This window comes from Mesorhizobium sp. M0029 (assembly GCF_040323735.1).
GTDB lineage: Bacteria > Pseudomonadota > Alphaproteobacteria > Rhizobiales > Rhizobiaceae > Mesorhizobium.
Map to the genome: position 1 here is coordinate 224467 of NZ_JAMYVF010000002.1, position 21340 is coordinate 245806.

General features: G+C 62.7%; 20 protein-coding genes. 9 read left to right on the top strand and 11 right to left on the bottom strand.

Features of this window, described 5'->3' with window-relative positions:
* The first annotated feature begins 69 nt into the window (after positions 1–69).
* Positions 70–1053, top strand: a complete 984-nt coding sequence (gene dgcA / locus NKJ76_RS04290) for an N-acetyl-D-Glu racemase DgcA (RefSeq protein ID WP_023690143.1) — start codon at positions 70–72, stop codon at positions 1051–1053.
* Here the strand turns inward: dgcA and NKJ76_RS04295 are convergent.
* Both NKJ76_RS04295 and NKJ76_RS04300 read right to left on the bottom strand, forming a co-directional pair.
* Positions 1024–2238, bottom strand: a complete 1215-nt coding sequence (locus NKJ76_RS04295) for an MFS transporter (RefSeq protein ID WP_352536840.1) — start codon at positions 2236–2238, stop codon at positions 1024–1026. The two genes, dgcA and NKJ76_RS04295, sit on opposite strands and share 30 nt — an antisense overlap.
* 104 nt (positions 2239–2342) lie before the next feature.
* Positions 2343–3158 (bottom strand): UDP-2,3-diacylglucosamine diphosphatase, encoded by an 816-nt coding sequence (locus NKJ76_RS04300; protein WP_352536841.1) that lies wholly within the window; start codon positions 3156–3158, stop codon positions 2343–2345.
* Between the two features lie 120 nt (positions 3159–3278).
* Between NKJ76_RS04300 and NKJ76_RS04305 the strand changes: the two genes are divergently transcribed.
* Positions 3279–4058, top strand: coding sequence for an SDR family oxidoreductase (locus tag NKJ76_RS04305; RefSeq protein ID WP_023699356.1), 780 nt, complete (start codon positions 3279–3281; stop codon positions 4056–4058).
* 159 nt (positions 4059–4217) lie between these two features.
* The gene (locus NKJ76_RS04310) at positions 4218–6542 is read left to right on the top strand and encodes an NADP-dependent malic enzyme (protein WP_023684938.1); all 2325 of its coding nucleotides are present in this window, start codon (positions 4218–4220) and stop codon (positions 6540–6542) included.
* 5 nt (positions 6543–6547) lie between these two features.
* Here NKJ76_RS04310 and NKJ76_RS04315 read toward each other — a convergent pair whose 3' ends face one another.
* The gene (locus tag NKJ76_RS04315) at positions 6548–7168 is read right to left on the bottom strand and encodes a DUF1287 domain-containing protein (RefSeq protein ID WP_352536842.1); all 621 of its coding nucleotides are present in this window, start codon (positions 7166–7168) and stop codon (positions 6548–6550) included.
* A gap of 203 nt (positions 7169–7371) precedes the next feature.
* On the opposite strand from NKJ76_RS04315, the gene NKJ76_RS04320 reads away from it, so the two are divergent.
* Positions 7372–8568: a DUF2865 domain-containing protein gene (locus tag NKJ76_RS04320; RefSeq protein WP_023734568.1), complete on the top strand. Its 1197-nt coding sequence runs from the start codon at positions 7372–7374 to the stop codon at positions 8566–8568.
* Here NKJ76_RS04320 and gltX read toward each other — a convergent pair.
* Entirely contained in the window at positions 8486–9859 is a 1374-nt protein-coding gene (gene gltX, locus NKJ76_RS04325; protein ID WP_027049499.1) for a glutamate--tRNA ligase, read from the bottom strand. The genes NKJ76_RS04320 and gltX overlap by 83 nt on opposite strands.
* Positions 9860–10591: 732 nt before the next feature.
* Here gltX and NKJ76_RS04330 point away from each other — a divergent pair.
* Genes NKJ76_RS04330 through NKJ76_RS04340 form a run of 3 tightly spaced genes read left to right on the top strand, consistent with a single transcriptional unit; the run spans position 10592 to position 14774 of the window.
* The gene (locus NKJ76_RS04330; protein WP_352536843.1) at positions 10592–14356 is read left to right on the top strand and encodes a vitamin B12-dependent ribonucleotide reductase; all 3765 of its coding nucleotides are present in this window, start codon (positions 10592–10594) and stop codon (positions 14354–14356) included.
* Between the two features lie 6 nt (positions 14357–14362).
* A complete protein-coding gene (locus tag NKJ76_RS04335; RefSeq protein WP_023669047.1) occupies positions 14363–14563 on the top strand; it encodes a type II toxin-antitoxin system HicA family toxin in 201 nt (66 codons plus the stop codon).
* A 4-nt stretch (positions 14564–14567) separates the two neighbouring features.
* Entirely contained in the window at positions 14568–14774 is a 207-nt protein-coding gene (locus NKJ76_RS04340) for a type II toxin-antitoxin system HicB family antitoxin (RefSeq protein ID WP_023669048.1), read from the top strand.
* Between the two features lie 24 nt (positions 14775–14798).
* Here NKJ76_RS04340 and NKJ76_RS04345 read toward each other — a convergent pair whose 3' ends face one another.
* From NKJ76_RS04345 to NKJ76_RS04355, 3 genes are read right to left on the bottom strand one after another with little or no spacing between them, the layout of a single operon-like run.
* Entirely contained in the window at positions 14799–15404 is a 606-nt protein-coding gene (locus tag NKJ76_RS04345; protein WP_245272086.1) for a hypothetical protein, read from the bottom strand.
* Positions 15405–15428: 24 nt separating this feature from the next.
* Complete coding sequence (locus tag NKJ76_RS04350) at positions 15429–15944, bottom strand: hypothetical protein (protein WP_245272087.1); 516 nt, start codon at positions 15942–15944, stop codon at positions 15429–15431.
* A 13-nt stretch (positions 15945–15957) separates the two neighbouring features.
* Positions 15958–16929 (bottom strand): DUF3592 domain-containing protein, encoded by a 972-nt coding sequence (locus NKJ76_RS04355; protein ID WP_023669050.1) that lies wholly within the window; start codon positions 16927–16929, stop codon positions 15958–15960.
* A gap of 163 nt (positions 16930–17092) precedes the next feature.
* Between NKJ76_RS04355 and NKJ76_RS04360 the strand changes: the two genes are divergently transcribed.
* Complete coding sequence (locus tag NKJ76_RS04360; RefSeq protein WP_352536991.1) at positions 17093–18034, top strand: phosphoribosylaminoimidazolesuccinocarboxamide synthase; 942 nt, start codon at positions 17093–17095, stop codon at positions 18032–18034.
* Positions 18035–18054: 20 nt separating this feature from the next.
* On the opposite strand, the gene NKJ76_RS04365 is transcribed toward NKJ76_RS04360, so the two are convergent.
* The 3 genes from NKJ76_RS04365 to NKJ76_RS04375 are packed head-to-tail and all read right to left on the bottom strand — an operon-like array spanning position 18055 to position 19746.
* A complete protein-coding gene (locus tag NKJ76_RS04365) occupies positions 18055–18939 on the bottom strand; it encodes a DMT family transporter (RefSeq protein WP_023669052.1) in 885 nt (294 codons plus the stop codon).
* The gene (locus NKJ76_RS04370) at positions 18936–19544 is read right to left on the bottom strand and encodes a class I SAM-dependent DNA methyltransferase (RefSeq protein WP_023669053.1); all 609 of its coding nucleotides are present in this window, start codon (positions 19542–19544) and stop codon (positions 18936–18938) included. The genes NKJ76_RS04365 and NKJ76_RS04370 overlap by 4 nt, the downstream gene beginning before the upstream one ends.
* 28 nt (positions 19545–19572) lie before the next feature.
* Positions 19573–19746 (bottom strand): hypothetical protein, encoded by a 174-nt coding sequence (locus NKJ76_RS04375; RefSeq protein ID WP_023669054.1) that lies wholly within the window; start codon positions 19744–19746, stop codon positions 19573–19575.
* 103 nt (positions 19747–19849) lie between these two features.
* Between NKJ76_RS04375 and NKJ76_RS04380 the strand changes: the two genes are divergently transcribed.
* A complete protein-coding gene (locus tag NKJ76_RS04380; protein ID WP_023669055.1) occupies positions 19850–20809 on the top strand; it encodes a LysR family transcriptional regulator in 960 nt (319 codons plus the stop codon).
* Here the strand turns inward: NKJ76_RS04380 and NKJ76_RS04385 are convergent.
* On the bottom strand, positions 20799–21305 hold the full coding sequence (locus NKJ76_RS04385; protein ID WP_352536844.1) for a DUF2314 domain-containing protein: 507 nt from the start codon (positions 21303–21305) through the stop codon (positions 20799–20801). The two genes, NKJ76_RS04380 and NKJ76_RS04385, sit on opposite strands and share 11 nt — an antisense overlap.
* Positions 21306–21340 lie beyond the last annotated feature (35 nt).

Here is a 21340-nt window from a genome sequence, read left to right on the forward strand (position 1 = left end):
GTTTAGCCTGACGGGTCGTACCTGTCGATTTGCCGACGACGCGTTGTCGCATAGCCGGAGCAGAAAATTATGGCGCGTGTCATTTCGGTTGAGGCCGAGCGTTTTCCCATTGCCGGCACCTTCACCATCTCGCGCGGGTCGAAGACCGAAGCCGAAGTCATTACCTGCACGATCAGTGATGGGGACAATCGCGGATGGGGCGAATGCGTCCCCTACAAGCGCTATGGCGAGACCATGGAGGGGGTGCGCGACGCCATCGAGGCCATGCGCCGGCAGATAGAAGGCGGCATCAGCCGCAAGGAACTGCTCGATGCGATGCCGGCGGGTGCTGCCCGCAACGCCATCGATTGCGCCTTGTGGGACCTGGAGGCCAAGATCAGCGGCGTTGCGGTCGCGGACGCCATCCACGTTGTGCCCTTGTCGGCGCTGGAGACGGCCTACACGCTGTCGCTGGGCGAGCCGGAGGCAATGGCGGCGCAAGCCCGCGCCAATGCCGGGCGGCCGCTGCTCAAGGTCAAGATTGGCGGCGACAACGACATGGCCCGCATCCGCGCCGTGACCGAAGCGGCGCCCGACAGCCGCATCATCCTCGACGCCAATGAAGGCTGGATCGATGCCAACATCATCGAGAATCTCGCTTTCGCCGCCGAACATGGCATAGCCCTGATCGAACAGCCGCTTCCCGCCGGCCATGATGCCATCCTGCGCCACATCGCGCATCCGGTGCCGATCTGCGCAGACGAAAGCGTCCACGAGGCGAAGGACCTCGAAACGCTTGTCGGCCTCTATGACGCCGTCAACATCAAGCTCGACAAATCCGGCGGCCTGACCGCCGCCCTTACCCTTCGCAACCGCGCCCGGGAGCTGGGATTCGGCGTGATGGTCGGCTGCATGGTCGGCACGTCGCTGGCGATGGCGCCGGCAGTGCTTTTGGCGCAAGGCGCCGACTTCGTCGACCTCGACGGTCCGCTGCTGCTTGCCCGCGACCGCCAGCCCGGCCTCGTGTACCAGGGGTCGCTGGTGTCACCGCCTGACAGGATGCTGTGGGGCTGAACGCGCGGCGAGCCCGATCAGCGCCAGGCCGACGATGGCGATCGGGATCATCGCCAGGAAGCCGTCGACGCCGTAGCGCTCGTAAAGCGGGCCGGACGCCAGCGTCACCGCCGCCATGAAGAAGCCGTTGAAGAAATAGGCAATGCCTTGCGCCGCACCCGTGCGTTCTTCCGAAACCGTTTCGCCGATCATCTTCTGCAGGCCGATCAACACCATCGCCACCGACACCGAATGCAGGGTCTGGACGCCGAAGAAACCGGCGACGCCAAGCCCGAGTGGCCAGATCAGCGGAAAGGCGATCCAGCGCACGATGGAGCCGATGCCGGCGATCAGCATCACCTTGACGACCGAGACCGAGGCAAAAATACGGTTGAAAAACACGAACATGCAGACCTCGGCCACTACGCCCCAGGCCCACAGCAGGCCAACGACGGAATCGCTGATGCCGACCGATTTCCAGTAGATGGAGACAAAGCCGTAGAGGAAGGCATGGCTGGCGGTGATGATGCCGACGCCGAGGGTGAAATACAGGAAATACGGATTGAGAAGGCTCGGCGCCTGATGCTGGATGTCGGCGGCCGAAAGCGGCGAAGCGCGGCGCGGGCGGCCAAGCCGCGGCGCCAGCAATCCGGCGACGAGCGCGGCAGACAATGCCGCAAAGATGATTACCGGCACGGCCTGCGGGCTCGTCCAGGCGAGGATAAAGCCGCCTGCGACATTGGCGCAGAGATAGGATATCGAGCCCCATTTGCGCATCGCGGTGTAGTTCGAGCCGAAGCGGCGCACACCCGACAGCGCGAGCGAATCGGCGATCGGCGAATGCGGCGTCCACACCACCGTCAGCGCCAGCGATACGGCAAGCACCGCCGCATAGGTGGGAGTGAGGAAATAGCCGGCGGAAAGCACCATCGTCGCGGCCACCAGCGCAATATAGACATCGGCCCTGTCCTTCGCCCGGTCGGCCAGCGCGGTCAGCAGCGGCGTCGTCACCACGCGCAGGAACATCGGCGCCGCCAGGATGATGGCGATCTGCTCGGCGTGGAAACCCTGGGCATGCAGCCACAGCGGGAAATAAGGCACATGCGTTCCCAGGGACATGAATAATGTCGCGAAGATCAGGCTCATGCGCAGTTCGAAATGGCGCGGCTTGACGAGTTGTTTGGGCGAGAGCGGCGGCAGCGACATGAATCGATCCAATTACGCTGCACAAAGGGCTGCAACGCAGATCGATCCCTTAACATGCGCGAAAGCGGTCCGAAACTGCCTGGACCAGTCGATTAACAGGAGGGTTATGCCGCTTCGACGACCCTGTCTTCGATGAGCAGCGGGATGAACGGCTCGTCCGGTGCTTCGGGCAGCACCAGCGCCCAGTGGATGATCTCCATCTTGCCGTCGAAATGTTCGACCACCGCCGTGCAGCTCTCCACCCAGTCGCCGGTGTTGATGTACTGCACATTCTCATAAGTCTCGATCGCGGCGTGATGGATGTGGCCGCAGATGACGCCGTCAACGTGCGAGCGGCGGGCCTCCTCGGTCAGCACGGTCTGGAACGAGCCGATGAAGTTGACCGCCTTCTTGACCTTGACCTTGGCCCAGGACGAGAACGACCAGTAGGGAAGCCCAAGCAGGTGGCGCAGCCTCGTCACCGCGCGGTTGACCAGCATCGCCGCGTCATAGGCGTAATCGCCGAGATAGGCCAGCCAGCGTGCATTGTGGACGACGGTGTCGAACTGGTCGCCATGGATGACCAGCAGGCGCCTGCCATCGGCGGTTTCGTGGATGGCGCGGTCGGCAACGACGATGCCGCCGAAATGCACGCCTTGGAACTGGCGCGCGAATTCGTCGTGATTGCCGGCGATATAGGTGATCGAGGTGCCCTTGCGCGCCTTGCGCAGCAGTTTCTGGACGACGTCATTGTGGCTCTGCGGCCAATGCCAGCTGCGCCGCAGACGCCAGCCGTCGACGATGTCTCCGACGAGATAGATGATATCGGCGTCGTGATACCGCAGGAAATCGATCAGGAACTCGGCCTTGGCCGCCTTCGATCCGAGATGCAGGTCGGATATGAACATGCTGCGGAAAGTGCGGGTTTCTGTACCGGACATCAGATCGTCACCGTTGCTTTCGCGCAGGCTATGCCCCGATTCATGCAACAACCGTATGACGGTTGCGATTGGGCCAGCCAAAGGGCTAGCGTGCCGCGCCATTCACAGGAGAAAATCGTCATGGATCTGGGCATCAAGGGCAAGAAGGCGATCGTCTGCGCATCGAGCAAAGGGCTGGGCCGCGGCTGCGCCATGGCGCTGGCCGAGGCCGGCTGCGATCTCGTCGTCAACGGCCGCAATGCCGAGCTGCTGGCAAAAACCGCAGCCGAACTGCGCGAACGCTACGGCGTGAAGGTGACCGAGATCGTCGGCGACGTCTCGAAACCCGACGTGCAGAACGCGCTCCTTGCCGCCTGCCCCGACCCGGATATCCTGGTCAACAACAATGGCGGCCCGCCCTTGCGCGATTTCCGCGAACTCGACCGCGCAAAGATCCTCGAAGGCGTGACGCAGAACATGGTGACGCCGATCGAACTGGTGCAGGCCGTGATCGACGGCATGGCCAAGCGCGGCTTCGGCCGCATCGTCAACATCACCTCGCTGTCGGTCTACGTCCCGATTCCCGGCCTCGATCTGTCGTCCGGCGCGCGAGCCGGGCTGACCTCGTTCCTGGCCGGCGTGGCGCGCACGGTGATCGACCGCAACGTCACCATCAACAGCCTGCTGCCGGGCAAGCTCGACACCGACCGGCTGCGTGGCCCGCATGAGGCCGGCACGATGGAAGACCCGGCAGCGGCCGCAGCGCGCAAGACCCGCATCAGCGCCGACGTTCCGGCCAAGCGGCTCGGCACGCCGGAAGAGTTCGGCCAGATCTGCGCCTTTCTGTGCTCGGTCCATGCCGGTTATCTCACCGGCCAGAACATCCCGGTCGATGGCGGCCTCTATGTCAGCGCGTTCTGAAGGGCTCAGTGCATCCTCAGCAGGATTTCCGCGCAACCGTTTGAAATAATTCGGTCTTTTCGGCCCCGGTTGTTTTAGCCGCCCTTGCGTTATTTGGCGTCGCGAAAAACCATTTTTGCGTGCTAAAAGGCTGCAAAGCAGGTTTGAGGGAGCGGCCGCATGGAAGGCGAGAACAAGAAAACGGCACGTTCGGACCTCGACGAAGCCGCCCTCTACTTCCACAAGCATCCAAGGCCGGGAAAGCTCGAGATTCAGGCAACCAAGCCGCTCGGCAACCAGCGCGATCTGGCGCTGGCCTATTCGCCTGGTGTTGCCGCCCCCTGCCTCGAAATCCGCGACAATCCGGCGACCGCCGCCGACTACACGGCGCGCGCCAATCTGGTCGGCGTCGTCTCCAACGGCTCGGCCGTTCTCGGCCTCGGCAATATCGGCCCGCTCGCCTCCAAGCCGGTGATGGAAGGCAAGGCGGTGCTGTTCAAGAAATTCGCCGGCATCGACGTCTTCGACATCGAGATCGATGCGCCGGGCATAGAGCGCATGGTCGAGACGATCTCGGCGCTGGAGCCAACTTTCGGCGGCATCAATCTCGAGGACATCAAGGCGCCCGAATGCTTCGAGGTCGAGGCGCAGTTGAAGGCCCGCATGGGCATTCCCGTCTTCCATGACGACCAGCATGGCACCGCCATCATCGTCGCCGCCGCCGTGCTCAACGGGCTGGAATTCGCCGGCAAGACCATTTCCGACATCAAGATCGTCACCTCAGGCGCCGGTGCGGCAGCGCTCGCCTGCCTCAACCTGTTGGTCTCGCTTGGCGCCAAGGTAGAGAATATCTGGGTCACCGACCGCTTCGGCGTCGCCTACAAGGGCCGCACCGACGAGATGGATCGCTGGAAAGACCCCTATGTGAAGGACACCGAGGCGCGCACGCTGGCCGATGTGATCCCTGGCGCCGACGTTTTTCTCGGCCTGTCGGCCGCCGGCGTGCTGAAGCCGGAACTGCTTGATCATATGGCGCCTAAGCCGTTGATCCTGGCGCTGGCCAACCCCAATCCCGAGATCATGCCGGAGGTCGCGCGCGCCGCCCGTCCCGACGCGATGATCTGCACCGGCCGTTCCGATTTTCCCAATCAGGTCAACAACGTGCTTTGTTTTCCTTACATCTTCCGCGGTGCGCTGGACTGCGGCGCCAGCGCCATCAACGAGGAGATGAAGATGGCCGCGGTCAGGGCAATTGCTGCCCTTGCCCGCGAGGAACCATCCGACGTCGCCGCCCGCGCCTATTCCGGCGAGACGCCGATCTTCGGACCCGACTTCCTTATCCCCTCGCCCTTCGATCCCCGCCTGATCCTGCGCATCGCGCCGGCGGTGGCCAAGGCTGCCTGCGACACCGGCGTCGCGACCCGGCCGATCACCGACTTCGCCGCCTATATCGACCAGCTCAACCGCTTCGTCTTCCGCTCCGGCCTGGTGATGAAGCCGGTGTTTTCGTCGGCCAAGGCGTCGACCGCCAAGCGCGTCATCTATGCCGACGGCGAGGACGAGCGCGTGCTGCGCGCAGCCCAGGTGGTGCTGGAGGAAGGCATTGCCGAGCCGATCCTGATCGGCCGCCCGCATGTCATCGAGGTCAGGCTGAAGCGCTACGGCCTGCGTATCAAGCCGGGCGTCGATTTCGGCCTGATCAACCCTGAGGACGATCCGCGCTACCGCCATTATGTCGACCTGTTGATCGAGCTTGCCGGCCGGCGCGGCGTGACGACGGAGGCCGCGCGCACCATGGTGCGCACCGACAATACGGTGATTGCGGCACTGGCGCTGAAGCGCGGCGATGCCGACGCCATGATCTGCGGCCTCGAGGGTCGTTTCGAGCGGCATCTGCGCAATGTGACGCTGGTCATCGGACCACGCGCAGGCGTCAAGGACCGCGACCTGTCGACGCTGTCGATGCTGATCTCGCAACGCGGCATCATCTTCCTCACCGACACCCATGTCTCGGTCGACCCGACGGCCGAGGAGATCGCCGAAATGACCATTCTGGCGGCCGAGGAAATCCAGCGCTTCGGCATCGAGCCGAAGGCAGCGCTGCTGTCGCATTCGGATTTCGGCTCGCGCGATTCACCCAGCGCGCTGAAGATGCGGCAGGCGGCGGCGATCCTGGCGCGCGTTGCGCCCGACCTGCAATGCGATGGCGAGATGCATGCCGATTCAGCCCTGTCGGAGCATCTGCGCCAGCGCGTCTATCCGCATTCGCGGCTGAAGGGCGAAGCCAATCTCCTGGTGTTCCCCAACCTCGACTCCGCCAACATCACGCTGACCGCGCTGCGCACGATGATGGATGCGCTGCATGTGGGCCCGATCCTGCTTGGCACCGACAAGCCGGCGCATATTTTGACGCCGTCGGTGACGTCGCGCGGCGTCGTCAATATGACGGCGCTCGCGGTGGTCGAGGCGGCGCACAAGGCGCAGGCGGTGGTTCATTTCGGCTGAGTTTCTCACGCAGGCGCGAAGCGGTAATGCCCGGTCTGCTTGAAGGCGAACAGCGTGTCCTCCTCGCGGGCGCCCGCCCCGATATTGTGGATGACCAGCGCTCGTTCCGGCACGTCCGCCGAGCGTTCGGCTGAGACGATGACGATGTGCGGCAGGTTGCCGGGCAGCATCTGGGTGACGATATCGCCCGGCTGAAAGTCGGGAGGATACTCGCTGGCGGGCAAGGAAACTCCCTTGCGCCCGAAAAATGCGGCAAGATTGCCGACCCGTCGGTGGTCGATGTTGCGGTCGGTCGCTTTCAGGCCCCAGGTCTTGGGATAGGCGGCGAAATTGGCGGCCATTTCCTCATGCACCAGTTTCTGCAGGTCGAGATTGAAGGCGCGGCGATAGGCGCGCACGATGACATCCGTGCACACGCCCCTATCCGGCGCGACATCGCCGCCGGGATAGTCGAGGCGGACATAGGCCGGGTCGTAGAAGGTGGTGACGCCGATCTGCTCACGCGCGGCTTCGACCAATTTGCTGCGCCAGTCCGGAGCGGCTGGATTTTCCTGCGCCAAGGCTGCGGGCGCCGCCAGGCACAGGAGGCCGAACTGCAGCGCGGTTCGACGGGTAATCGCGATCATGCCAGCTCCCCGGGGCATTGCTGGATCGTGGGATAATTCCGGGGCGATTGCGCCTTTTTCATGCAGCGGTGAGATCGCACAGTTGCCGCTCTATCCAAACGCCTCCTGCAACGCGTCTATGGGCTAAGACCATCTTTGGTTGTAGATTGAGGGAACGGTTAACGGCGAATCCGGTAGACAGGCAGGCAAGCGGGGTTCGGGCAATGACGGGCGGACGATGGAGGCTGAAGCACCTGGCTGCGCTGCTCGGAGCGCTTGTGCTTTCGGCCGTCGCCACCACTGAACCGCAGGCCGCCTCCCGCGTTTGCCGTCAACTGGAAGCCGAGCTTGCTTCTTCATCGAATGGCGGCGGCAATTCCAGCATGGTGCGGAAGTATGACAAGGCCATCTCCCGCCAGTTCGAACAGCTATCAAAGGTGCGCGGTCGTGCGAGCGATGCGAATTGCGGGATTTCGCTGTTTTCGCGCAATGTCAGCCAATGTGCCGCGCTGAACAGCAGCATCGATCGCATGAACGCCAATCTCGATGCGTTGCAAGCCAAGCGCGCGCAGCTTGCCGGCGGCGGCTCGCGGCGCGACCGCGGCCGCATCCTGGCCGCGCTCGACGCCAATGGCTGCCGCGACGAGCCCGCGCCGCGCCGGGAGCCGCTGCAGGAAGCCAGCCGCGAACCCGACGACGGCAATCTGTTCGACCAGCTTTTCGGCGGCAACCGGCAGATCGACACGCTCGATCAGCCCGATGATCCCGGCGAGGAGCGCAATGTGCGCCGGGTGCTCAATCAGCCCGGCGTGCCGGATTTCCCGACGGTCGGCGGCGAGTTCCATACGAGCTGCGTGCGCACCTGCGACGGCTATTTCTTCCCGATGTCGAACTCGGCTTCGCTCGGCGATTTCGAGCGCGATCAGAAGAATTGCGAATCGAGCTGCCCCGGCACCGAAATGCAGGTGTTCTATTCGCGCGGCATGGAAGACGATTCGGCCAACATGACGTCGTCGGTGACCGGCAGGCCCTACAGCGAGTTGCCGACCGCCTATCTCTACAAACAGCCCAACATGTCGCGGCCGCTGGCTTGTGGCTGCAATGCGCAGGCCGGAAATTTCGAGATCATCGGCGGCAACCCGCCACCGCCCGAGCAATCGCAGCCTGATACCGAGACAACGCCATTCATTCCGGTGCCGGCGGCCAAACCCGATCCGGGCGCGGATCCGGAGACGCTGGCGAACGTACAAGGCGGGCTCGACCGCGCCGCCATCAAGCGCCTTGCCGTCAAGCCGGTGGTGTCGCCGGTGTCGCTGATCCCGCCGGACCAGCGCAAGGTCAGGGTCGTCGGGCCAGCGTTCCTTCCCGACCCAGCAGCGGCAATAGATCTGCAAGCTCCGGCCCGGAAGCAAGTCCGGTAAGGGCCAACCTGAGCGGCATGAACAGCGCCTTGCCCTTGCGGCCGCTGGCTTCCCTGATCCTGGCCGTCCAGTCTTTCCAGACCGTGCCGGTCCACGGCTCTTCCGGCAGCAGGTCGAAGGCCTGCTGCAGGAAGTCGCGATCCTCGTCGGAAAATTCCGGCGCCGGCCGCGGGCCGTCGGCAAGGATACGCCACCAGCCGACCGCGTCGCTCAGCCGGTCGAGATTGCCGCGCACCGCCAGCCAGAACGGCTCGGCCTTGTCGCCGGAGATGCCGAGCACGATCAGCCGATCCCGCGCCTCGGAAAACGGCATGTGGTGCATGAGCGCACGATTGAGCACGAACAGCTCGTCCGGGTCGAATTTGGCCGCCGATTTCGACGTGGCGGCGGGATCGAAGCGCGCGGCCAGTGCCGGCATGTCATGCACCGCCGCGACATTTTCCGAGGTGCCGACAAGGACGGCCAGCGAAGCCACAGCCATCGGTTCGATGCCCTCCTCGCGCAGGCTTTCGATCGACAGCGCACCGCTGCGCTTCGACAGGCCCTCGCCCGAGGCCGTGGTCAAGAGATTGTGGTGGCCGAAGACAGGCGGCTCGGCGCCCAATGCCTTGAACAGCGCGATCTGCACGCCGGTGTTGGTGACGTGGTCGTCGCCGCGAATGACATGACTGACCCCCATCTCGATGTCGTCAACGACCGAAGGCAGCGTGTAGAGATAAGTGCCGTCCTCGCGCCGCAGCACCGGATCGGACAGTGAGGCCAGATCGACGGTTTCCTCGCCGCGCACCAGATCGTTCCAGTGGATTTCGGTGCGTTCGGGCTGCAGCGGATCGCTGGTGAAGTTGGGCAGCAGAAAGCGCCAGTGCGGCCGGCGGCCATCGGAGCGGTATTCGGCGATCTGCTGCTGCGAAAGCGCCAGCGCCTCGCGGCCATAGACCGGCGGCAGGCCGCGCGTGCGGCGCACCTTGCGGCGCAGGTCGAGTTCTTCGGGGGTCTCGTAGCAGGGATAGACAACGCCGGCTCTCTGCAGCCGCTCCACCGCCGCGTCGTAAGTTTCGAAGCGCCGCGACTGGTATTCGGTGGCGTCGGGAAAAATCCCCAGCCAGTGCAGGTCGTAGAGGATGGCGTCGGAAAATTCCTGCCTCGAGCGGGCAATGTCTGTGTCGTCGAAGCGCTGGATGAAACGGCCCTTGTTGTTCATGGCAAACAGCCAGTTGAACAAGGCGGTGCGGGCATTGCCGATATGAATGCGGCCGGTTGGTGAGGGGGCAAAACGGACGGTAACTGTCATGGGCGGGGCGTAACGGATGCTCTTGGAATTGACAAGACGCGCCCCCGCGCGACGCCAAAGACATAATGCACGCCAGCTAAAATGAAAAGGCTGTGAGCCAGAATCCGGCCGGGCCTGTCTCGGGTGAACCGCTCACCAGCGGTCCACGCCGGCAGAATCGGGCTTTCCTCAGCCGCTTTTTGTCCCCGTTATCCACATATGTGACACACAAGATGTTGGGGTCACAAAAGCTACGCAAACGAATCCTTGACGACGCAAACCGAGTCGCCTTTTATGTGCCATGTGCTCTTGTTGAGGGCGCGACCGGAGAGTTTCGAGCCCGGTCATTTTTCCCGGATTTTGTGCGTTTTGGCCATGATTTCCGCCTGTTTACGAGGCTGGCGGAAGCGTTGGATCGTGGGGGCTTCGGGAGCGAAAAGGGAGATTTGTCGGACTGGAATAAATTGTCTGTTAACACTATATTTAGTGTTTGCAGGCAGGTTCGACGCTAGATAATGTGAATTTCCCTCGGTCGAGGGAATCGAGGAAAAATTCAGTTTTGAGGGACCCGCAGGGTTCGGCGCAGAGTTGGAACAGCGGCTTCGTAAGAAGCTCGACCGGCAAGGCGACGAAGACTGCCACAAGGAGAGCCGGTGTTTTCGAACGCCGGCAGACGGCGGACATGCGCGTTTCGCATTGGGGGCAGAAATCCCCGGGGAAAAGCGCTATATATAGACAAAAGGGACCGGACCAATGCGCATCGAGCGTCGTTTCACCAAGCCAGGCCAATCAGCTTACGCGGAGATCGAATTCCGCAAGGCGCTTTCGGAGATCAAGAATCCGGACGGCTCGGTGGTGTTCCGCTTGGACAATATCGATGTGCCGGCGCAGTTCTCGCAGGTTGCCGCCGACATCCTGGCGCAGAAGTATTTCCGCAAGGCCGGCGTGCCCGCGCGCCTGAAGAAGGTCGAGGAGAACGACGTCCCCTCCTTCCTGTGGCGCTCCGTCGCCGACGAGGCCGAGCTTGCGAAGCTGCCGGAAGCCGAGCGCTACGGTTCCGAAATCGACGCCCGCCAGGTCTTCGACCGGCTGGCCGGCACCTGGACCTATTGGGGCTACAAGGGCGGCTACTTCAAGTCGGAAGAAGACGCGAGCGCCTTCCGCGACGAACTCGCCTATATGCTCGCCACCCAGCGCGTTGCGCCGAACTCGCCGCAATGGTTCAACACCGGCCTGCACTGGGCCTACGGCATCGATGGTCCGAGCCAGGGCCACTATTATGTCGACCCGTTTACCGGCAAGCTGACCAAGTCGAAGTCCTCCTACGAGCATCCGCAGCCGCATGCCTGTTTCATCCAGGGCGTGCAGGACGATCTCGTCAACGAAGGCGGCATCATGGACCTGTGGGTGCGTGAAGCGCGTCTGTTCAAATATGGCTCGGGCACCGGCTCCAATTTCTCGATGCTGCGCGGCGAAGGCGAAAAGCTGTCGGGCGGCGGCCGTTCGTCCGGCCTGATGAGCTTCCTCAAGATCGGCGACCGCGCGGCGGGCGCCATCAAGTCGGGCGGCACCACGCGTCGTGCGGCCAAGATGGTCATTGTCGACGCCGACCATCCCGATATCGAGGAATTCATCGACTGGAAGGTCAATGAAGAGCAGAAGGTGGCGGCGCTGGTCACCGGCTCCAAGATCGTGAAAAAACATCTCGAAGCGATCATGAAGGCCTGCATCAACTGCGAAGGCCATGATGACGATTGCTTCGACCCGTCGATCAACACCGCGCTGAAGCGCGAGATCAAGGCGGCCAAGAAGTCGGCCGTGCCGGAGAACTACATCTACCGCGTCATCCAGTTCGCCAAGCAGGGCTACACCGCGATGTCGTTCAAGACCTACGACACCGACTGGGATTCCGACGCCTACCTCACCGTTTCCGGCCAGAACTCCAACAATTCGGTGTCGCTGAAGGACAACTTCCTGCGCGCCGTCGAGGACGACGCCGACTGGCATCTGACCGCCCGCAAGGACGGCAAGGTGCTGAAGACGCTGAAGGCACGCGACCTCTGGGAAAAGATCGGCTACGCCGCCTGGGCTTCGGCCGATCCGGGCCTGCATTTCAACACGACGATGAACGACTGGCACACCTGCGCTTCGGCCGGTGCGATCCGGGCCTCCAATCCGTGCTCGGAATACATGTTCCTCGACGACACGGCCTGCAACCTGGCCTCGATCAACCTGCTGCCCTACCGCAATGCCGACGGCACGATCGACATCGCCGCCTACGAGCACACGGTGCGGCTGTGGACCGTCGTTCTCGAAATCTCGGTGATGATGGCGCAGTTTCCGTCGAAGGAGATCGCCAAGCAGTCCTACGAATACCGCACGCTCGGCCTCGGCTATGCCAACATTGGCGGCCTGCTGATGACGTCCGGCATTCCCTATGATTCCGACGAGGGCCGCGCCATCTGCGCAGCACTCACCGCCATCATGACCGGCGTCGCCTATGCCACCTCGGCCGAGATGGCCGGCGAGCTCGGCGCCTTCGCCGACTACGACCGCAATGCGCAGAACATGCTGCGCGTCATGCGCAACCATCGCCGTGCCGCCTATGGCGAAAAGCAGGGCTACGAGAAGCTCGCCGTCAATCCGGTGCCGCTGGTCGCGTCCGACCTGAAGCAGCAGGAACTGGCCGCGCACGCCAAGGCTGCCTGGGACCGCGCCATCGAACTCGGCGAAGAGCATGGCTACCGCAATGCGCAGGCGACCGTGATTGCGCCGACCGGCACGATCGGCCTGGTCATGGATTGCGATACCACCGGCATCGAGCCCGACTTCGCGCTGGTGAAGTTCAAGAAGCTTGCCGGCGGCGGCTACTTCAAGATCATCAACCGCGCCGTGCCGGAAGCGCTGCGCACGCTGGGCTATTCAGAAAGCCAGATCGCCGAGATCGCGGCCTATGCGGTCGGTCACGGCAACATGAACCAGGCGCCGGCGGTCAACCCCGGCTCGCTCAAGGCGAAGGGTTTTACTGACGACAAGATCGCGGCGCTCAATGCAGCACTGAAGTCGGCCTTCGACATCAAGTTCGTCTTCAACCAGTGGACGCTCGGCGCCGACTGGGTGAAGGAGACGTTCGGCTTCACCGACGAGCAGCTCAACGACTTCTCGTTCGAGATGCTGCCGGCGCTGGGCTTCTCCAAAAAGGACATCGAGGCCGCCAACATCCACGTCTGCGGTGCGATGACGCTGGAAGGCGCGCCCTTCCTCAAGGCCGAGCATCTCGCGGTGTTCGACTGCGCCAGCCCGTGCGGCAAGATCGGCAAGCGCTCGCTGTCCATCAACAGCCACATCCAGATGATGGCGGCGGCACAGCCTTTCATCTCCGGCGCCATCTCCAAGACCATCAACATGCCCAACGATGCGACGGTGGAAGACGCCAAGGGCGCCTACATGCTGTCGTGGAAGCTGGCGCTGAAGGCCAACGCGCTCTATCGCGACGGCTCGAAGCTGTCGCAGCCGCTCAATTCGTCGCTGCTCGCCGACAGCGAGGACGACGAGGACGATGCGGTCGAGCAGTTGATCGCGGCGCCCGCTTCACAGCGTGCCGTGCAGGTCACCGAGAAGATCGTCGAGCGCGTCATCGAACGCCTCTACCGCGATCGTGAAAAACTGCCGAATCGCCGCAAGGGCTACACCCAGAAGGCAGTCGTCGGCGGCCACAAGGTCTACCTGCGCACGGGCGAATTCGACGACGGCCGCATCGGCGAGATCTTCATCGACATGCACAAAGAAGGCGCCGCTTTCCGGGCGATGATGAACAACTTCGCCATCGCCATCTCGCTTGGCTTGCAATATGGCGTGCCGCTCGAGGAATTTGTCGAGGCCTTCACCTTCACCAAATTCGAGCCGGCCGGCATGGTGCAGGGCAACGACGCGATCAAGAATGCGACGTCGATCCTCGACTACGTGTTCCGCGAACTCGCCGTGTCCTACCTCGGCCGCCACGACCTCGCCCATGTCGACCAGTCGGATTTCGACAAGACGGCGCTCGGACGCGGCATCAACGAAGGCAAGGCGACGCCGTTCTCGAAGGGCCTTACCCGCGGCGCCTCGCCGGTCAAGTTGGTGTCTGGCCTAGGTGGCGAACCCAAGGGTTTTGCCGGATCACCTGCCGCGGCCCCTGCCCGGGTCACCCCAACTGCGTTCTCAGGCTCCAATGTGCTGGCGCTTAAACCAGCAAGCGACGAAGCCATCGCCTACAAGCGCGACTATGAGGAGCGAGCCAAGGAATTGGTCGAAGATATTGTTTCCGAGGAGGCAGCCGACCCCACCGGTTTGTTCACCGACGAAGCAGCGAAAGAAGCGGCCGAGGCAAAGGCGCTTGCCTCCACGCGGCGTCAGCAATCCTTGATGCAAGGCTACACCGGCAACGAATGCTCGGAATGCCACAACTTCACCATGGTGCGGAACGGAACCTGCGAGAAGTGCGATACTTGTGGATCGACGAGCGGGTGCAGCTGAGAACTCATGCCGCCTCGGCTTACAGTCCGCGAAGTCATTCGCCTGCTGGAGACCGACGGTTGGTATCTGGTTGCAACCAAGGGCAGTCATCGCCAATATAAGCACAAAACCAAAGCCGGCCGCGTCACCGTGGCCGGCAAACCATCTGAAGAGGTTGCGCCAGGAACACTGAACAGCATCCTCAAGCAGTCCGGTTTGAAGGAGTGACTATATGCGTTACGCGGTGGTGATTGAAAAAGCAGGCAACAATTTCTCTGCCTATGTGCCGGACCTACCCGGCTGCATCGCAACTGGTGCTACCGTGCCAGAAGTAGAAATCGAAATTCGCGACGCTATACGCTTTCACATCGAGGGCTTGCGTGCCGATGGGCTGGAGGTGCCCAAAGGAATCAGTCTCGCGGAATACGTAGAGGCATAAGCGGTAGCCCTTCAGGACAACATCCTATCCCGGCACCCGCAGCGTTTGATCGTCGAACAGCGGCTCGTCCTGCCCCGCCCGAACGAACAGCACCCTCCGCCCCTCACCCGCCGGCGCCTCGAAATACTGAATACCATCCGGCATTTCGCCCCAGTCGCCGCAGGGCGGTTCGGGAACTTCGTCATTGGCAAGCGCTTTCAGCTCTTTGGAATAGGCGGCGTCGGGGCTGAATGTGTAGCGTTTGACGCCGGTGGGCACGGTGCCCTCGGTGTAGGGCGTCAGCACGCAGCGGGCGCTGACTGATTTGTCGGTCTTTTCCAGCAACAGGCGCAACACCGCGGCCTCGGCGGTTTCGCCTGATTTGATGTCGAACACCTCGATCAGCGGATCGGGCGCGCTGCCATCGCTGTATTTGATGGCGAGTGCGTTGTCGACGAATTCGAAATGGATCTGGCGGAAGCCGAAATCGCAGCGCTGCACCCAGGCGGCCAGCCCAATCGTCTTGTCGGCCAGCTTTTCCCAGACGCATTTGTCGATCGGCGGGCGGGATGGCGCCGGCTCGTCCGCCCGCGCTGCGGCTGATATCGTCGCCGAGGCAAACAGCGTGCATATCCAGACAATCGGTCTCATGGCGCTATTCATCGCTGCATCCTGTCAATGTGAAGGCGTCCCACGCCGAGCCGTCCGGATTGGCATTGGCGAAATCGGCAAATTCGGTGAAGCCCGCGCCGAAATCGGGCAGCAACAGCCTTTCGGCGCCGGTGTCGCTTCGCGTGAATTCAGCTGCTCGGCTCCGCCTCCGGTCAAGGCATAGACCTGGCCAGTCCATATCCGGCACATCCCGCTGCCGTCCTCCAGCCCCGCTTCGCGGTCGTCGTCGGTGCAGGCATGGCGGATGGTGCCGAGCGGAAACGAATTTTTGCCATTGGTCCAGGTGATGTCGGCCGGCAAGCGCGTGTCGGTGTTGGGCACGGTCACCGAAAACACTTCGGCCGTCAGTGCCGCCGGCTCATTGTTCAGCGGCCGGAATTGCATCACCGCGCCCGAACGCGGCTCGCGGTAGGTGGCATGGCTGAGCAGACATTCTTTTGCGCTCGCTGCCTGCACGGCGCCGAGCAGAGCCAGGCAAACGACGGCCAGCCTGCGGACGATCATTGGATGTCTTGTCATGAAAGTGGGCGCCTCAGATAAAACCGACCAGCCAAGCCGCGCCGCCCAGAAACGCGGCCGAACAGACCCACAGCAGCCAAAGCCCGCGCACCCTGCATTCGAGCACTGCCGAGGCGGGGTTGGCTGGGTCGTAATGCACGTCGACCTTGCCGCCCTCGGCATAGCTGCGCGCCTGGCTGCTGACGAGGCCGGGCATTGAAGCGGTGACCGTGGCGCCGAAGGTGACGCGGTCTGAGGTGTAGTGCTGGCCTGCGACGCCGTAGCTGTACACGATGCGGGATTTGAAAACGGTGCTCCAGCGTCGGTGGCCGCTGTAGTTTCGTAGCGCCTGCAGACCGGAGGAATCGATGCGGCCGGGCGCGACCGGCCATTTTGCCGCCTGCTCGGCAAGCGACTTCTGGACGAAGGCCATGCGCAGGATCATCAGGCCCATGAACAGCAGCAGCGCTCCGGCGCCGAGGTTCTGCGGCTTGGGCAGGTGCGGCCGGATCGCCTCCAGCACGCCACCGAGCGAAAACACCAGCACCACCGTGCCGATCACCAGCCCGGCCGAGAGCTTGACCATGAACTTGAAGGCGCCGTCCGGCAGGGTGCGTTCGATCACGGCCTTGCCCGGATCGGCCGGATTGTAGAAGACGGTCACTTCAGCGCCGGTGGGAAACTGCGCCAGGGTTTCGGTGACTTCGAAATTCCCCAGATTCTCCTTCACGCTGTAGCGCGAGCTTTGAAATTTCTTTTTACCGACCTTGTATTCGAAGGTGATCGCCGGAAAATTGCGCATCTCGGTGGTGTCGCTGCTGTCCGAGCCGACGCCCGACCTTCTGACTTCACGCGCCTCGACGCGCGACGAGATGATCTTGCCCGGCGCCGGCAGCCAGTGGCTCATCGCCTGCACCTCGCGCCATTTGACGAAAGTGATGAACGACAGACCGCCCGCGATCGCGCAGGCAAATCCGACAATCAGAAATTTGAGCTCTACGTCCACCGCGTCCCCCAGGAGTGTCGGAAGCTGCGAATAGATAGCACGGCGAAGGCAATGTCTTGATTATTCGCGAAGGACGAACCGCCCTTCCTCGGGTATCGAAGCCCCCTCAACTTTGTTAAGAGTCGCCCAAACTGTTAGGAGCCATGAGACCAGGATGACAGCACTGCGCGTTCTCTCGGATGCCTTCATTCCGGAACTCCCGAACCACTACAAAGGCAAGGTCCGCGAGAATTACGATCTGCCGGATGGCCGCCGCATCATCATCGCCACCGACCGGCTGAGCGCCTTCGATGTGATCCTGACCGCAATACCTCTCAAGGGAGAGCTGCTGACGCAGACGGCGCGCTACTGGTTCGAGGAAACGGCGGACATCTGCCAAAACCATGTGCTCGATTATCCCGACCCCAATGTCGTTGTCGGCACCAGGCTCGACATTCTGCCGGTGGAAATCGTTGTTCGCGACTATCTCGCCGGCACCACCAGCACTTCGGTGCTGACGAAATACAAGAACGGCGAACGCGATATGTACGGCATCCGCCTGCCGGACGGGCTGCGCGACGATGAGAAGCTGCCGCAGGCCATCATCACGCCGACCAGCAAGGCGCTCGATGGCGGTCATGACGAGCCCTTGACGCGCGACGAGATCCTGACGCGCGGCCTGTTATCGGAAGAGCAATGGGACACAGTCTCGCGCTATGCGCTGGCGCTGTTTGCGCGCGGCAAAGCGTTGGCCGCGAAGCGCGGCCTGATCCTGGTCGACACCAAATATGAGTTCGGCACGAACAAGGATGGCACCATCATCCTTGCCGATGAAATCCATACGCCCGACTCAAGCCGCTACTGGCTTGCGGCAACCTATGAAGAGCGTTTCAAGGCAGGCGAGCGGCCGCAAAGTTTCGACAAGGACTTTATTCGCGCCTGGGTGACCGCGCGCTGCGATCCCTACAAGGATCGTATTCCGAAAATCCCCGCCGAGCTCATCGAGCAGACATCGCGGGTTTACACGCAGGCCTTTGAGACCATCACCGGCAAGACCTTCACCGCCGATATCTCGGGAAAGACGGTGCTGGACCGCATTCGCGAGAACCTGCGACCTTATTTCTGACGGCGGCTGGCGGCCGCCGGTCAACTTGCCGAGGTCGCGGACACGGACGGTTCTGGCGGAGCGCGCCACGTGCCGAGATATGATCCGCACAGGATGAGCGCGAAAGCCGCTACAATGCCGATATCGAGCGGCTCTGAAAGGACGAGCACGCCGGCTGCCACGGAGACGGCGGGCGCCACATAGGTTATGACGACCGCCCGTTCGGGGCCGATCTCCCGCACCAGCAGAAAATAGGTGGCGAAGGCGATCGCCGTGCAAAACACGCCAAGACCGAGGATTGCGCCAACCACCGTTGTCGACGGCATGGCCGCCGGCCAGGCCAACGCCGCCGGCACGGCGTAGATCAGCGCGGCCCCTGCCAGACAGACTGCCGTCAGCGAGGTTGCCGGCACATCGTTCAGCCAGCGCGACGCGATGATCGAACCCGAGGCATAGCAGGCCGCGGCCATGAGAATCTCGACGACCGCGAGAAATCCGCCACCCAAGGTCGGCAGCGCCAGCACGAAGACACCGGCAAAACCGAGGAAAAGACCGGTCCAGCGGCGTATCCCCAGCCGCTCATCCGAGCCCATCAGCTTTGAGAGCGCGACGGTTACCGCCGGCGTCATGGCAATCAGCAGTCCGGCGGTGGAACTGTCGATGCTGACTTCGCCATGGGTGATCAGCCCCCATGGCAGGATCATCTCGACCAGACAGAATGCGGCGACCGCCGGCCAATGTGTCTTCAGCCATCCGAAACTGCGCTGGACAAGGACGAAGGGCAGCAGCGCCAGGGCGCCGACGGCTGTTCGGGCAAAGACCAGGAAGGGCACCGACACCTCGGCAACCGCCAGCTTGATCAACAAATAGGGAATGCCCCACAGGAGGCTGAGCAGCACGAACAAAAACAGTCCGCGGCGCGTCATGACGGCCTCACAGCCAGAAAGGTGGTCCACTCTTCGCGATCGCGGCCGACGTTGAATTCGTCTCCGACAAGAACCAGCCCGGCGTTTTCAAGGCGGGCCGCGAAGTCGTCCCTGCGCCAGTAGACCGTATGATATTCGCCGCTCTTCTCGCCATCGCCAATGCGCATCGAGACGAGGAAGGCGCCGCCCGGCCGCAACGACCCGGCAATCTTGGCAAGCACCTGGTCGGCCTGCTCGCGCGGCACGTGGATCAGGACGCACAATGCGAGCACCGCGTCGTAGGGGCCGCCGAGATCGTCGGTGATGAGATCGAGAAACTCACCATGCTTGCCGCGTGCGGCCTGCAACTCGAGAAACCGCTTCGTTGCGTCTGTGCGCCGAACCTGGACACCGAGCCCTTCGACGAAGTCCGCATCGTATCCGGGCCCCGAACCGACTTCCAGAATCCGGCCACCTTTGCCGGCGATCTTCACCAGGCGCTTCAGCCATTTCTGTTCTCTTTGGTTCGGAACGTGCCGCACCAGAGCGTCGTAGCGTTCGGCATAGTCCTCATAGGCGTTGATCGTTTGGCGGCTCTTCGCCAGATCCTCGGATGGCACAGTCATCTTTCCCTCCCCTGGTCAAAGAGCTTGCTTAGCCAATGGTGCCGGGAGGCACGCGTCCGTCAAGCATACCGATATCCCTGAGGAAATGATCCGACAGCGAGCGGCGGTCGAGCAAGCCGCGCTTGCGAGGCCTGAACGGCGCGGTGAAGAGGTCGAGCACCGGGCGGCGAAGCGTGTTGTAGAGAGCGATGGTGGTGGTCATTGCCGTATCCTCAGGGTTTGATCCGATGAATGCAGCATGCCGTTTTCCGGGCTTGGTTTCCAATCGAACGTCGCGTAGTATGCATCAGCGGGATTGATGCGTCATGAGCTGGGAACTACCACCATTAGGAGCCATCAGGGTCTTTGAAGCCGCGGCCCGGCTGGGCAGTTTCACCAAGGCAGCCGAAGAACTCGGCATGACCCAATCAGCTGCCAGCTATCAGATAAAGGTGCTGGAAGAACGTGCCGGAACGCCGCTTTTCATAAGAAAAACAAGGCAGATCGCGCTGACCGAGGCCGGACAGCAGCTGGCGCCGCACGCAACAGGCGCGTTCTCGACCCTGGCCGACGCATGGGTCGCCACCAAGGGTGGAGCGACCGGCGTGCTGTCGGTGACGACCATGGAAACCTTCGCATCGAACTGGCTGGCCGTATGGCTTGGAACATTCCAGCTGATGCATCCCGATCTTGCCGTGAAGGTGAATACATCGCACGGGCTGGTCGATTTCACGCGCGGCGACATGGATGTCGGCATTCGCACCGGCAGTGGAAAATGGCCGGGCCTGACGGCTCACTATCTGTTCAAGGCGGACTATACGCCGATGCTCAGCCCGAGACTCGCCGAAAGCGTCGGCGGCATCCACCGCCCCGAGGATCTCTACCAAGTGCCGCTATGCTGTGCCGACGATCCCTGGTGGGAAATCTGGTTCAAGGCTGCCGGCGTGCCGTTCGAGCCCGATCGCGTCATCGCTGGCCCGAAGCTGGGTACGCAGGCCTATGATGCGATGGCGGCGCTGACCGACAAGGGCGCCGCGATCCTCACCAGAAACCTTTACAGCGCCCTGTTGGAAAAGGGCCAGTTGATACAGCCATTCGGCGTGCTTGGATCGGACGGCGACGGCTATTGGCTGGTGCATCTGGAGAGCCGCCGCAACGCGCCCAAAATCAAGGTGTTTCGCGACTGGGTGCTGGCGCAGACGGCAGAGATACGCGAACGCGAAAAGCGCGACAGCCCTCTAGGCACCGCGATAAAACTCGCCCCCGCCTCAACCCTCAGTCCTTGAAGGTCAACCCGTATCTTGCAACCTGTTCCTTCGGCATATCCGCAAGCGTCTGGCGCGTGGTGTAGCCGCCATAGATCACCTTGCCGTTCTTGATCATCCAGTCCTCGACGTCGGCCTCGGTCACCGTCATCCTGTCGCCCATCTTGTACTTGTTGCCATTGACCGGGACGTCGGCGAGCAGGCCGATATAGGAGCCGTCGCTGTAGCCGACCAGCTGCAGCCAGATATGCTCGGTGGCGCCGTTCTGGGTCAGCGGGAATTTTACCGTGTAGGTGCCGGGTGTGCCGGCGTCCATCAATTCGTGGAAGCGCTTGAGGGTCGAGCGGCCGCTGTCCTTGGCGGCCTGCATCGCCTTGTCCTCGGTGGAATAGGACACGACGTTCTGCTTCGACTCGGCCAGCGAAGTGCCACTTCCGCCCGGCATGTGGCCGAGCGAGCTGAAAAACCCGTAGCCGACAGCGGCGGCAAGAGCGACAGCCACAACTGGATTGCGCATGGACCCCTCCGAAACCCGATCACGGGCACGTTACC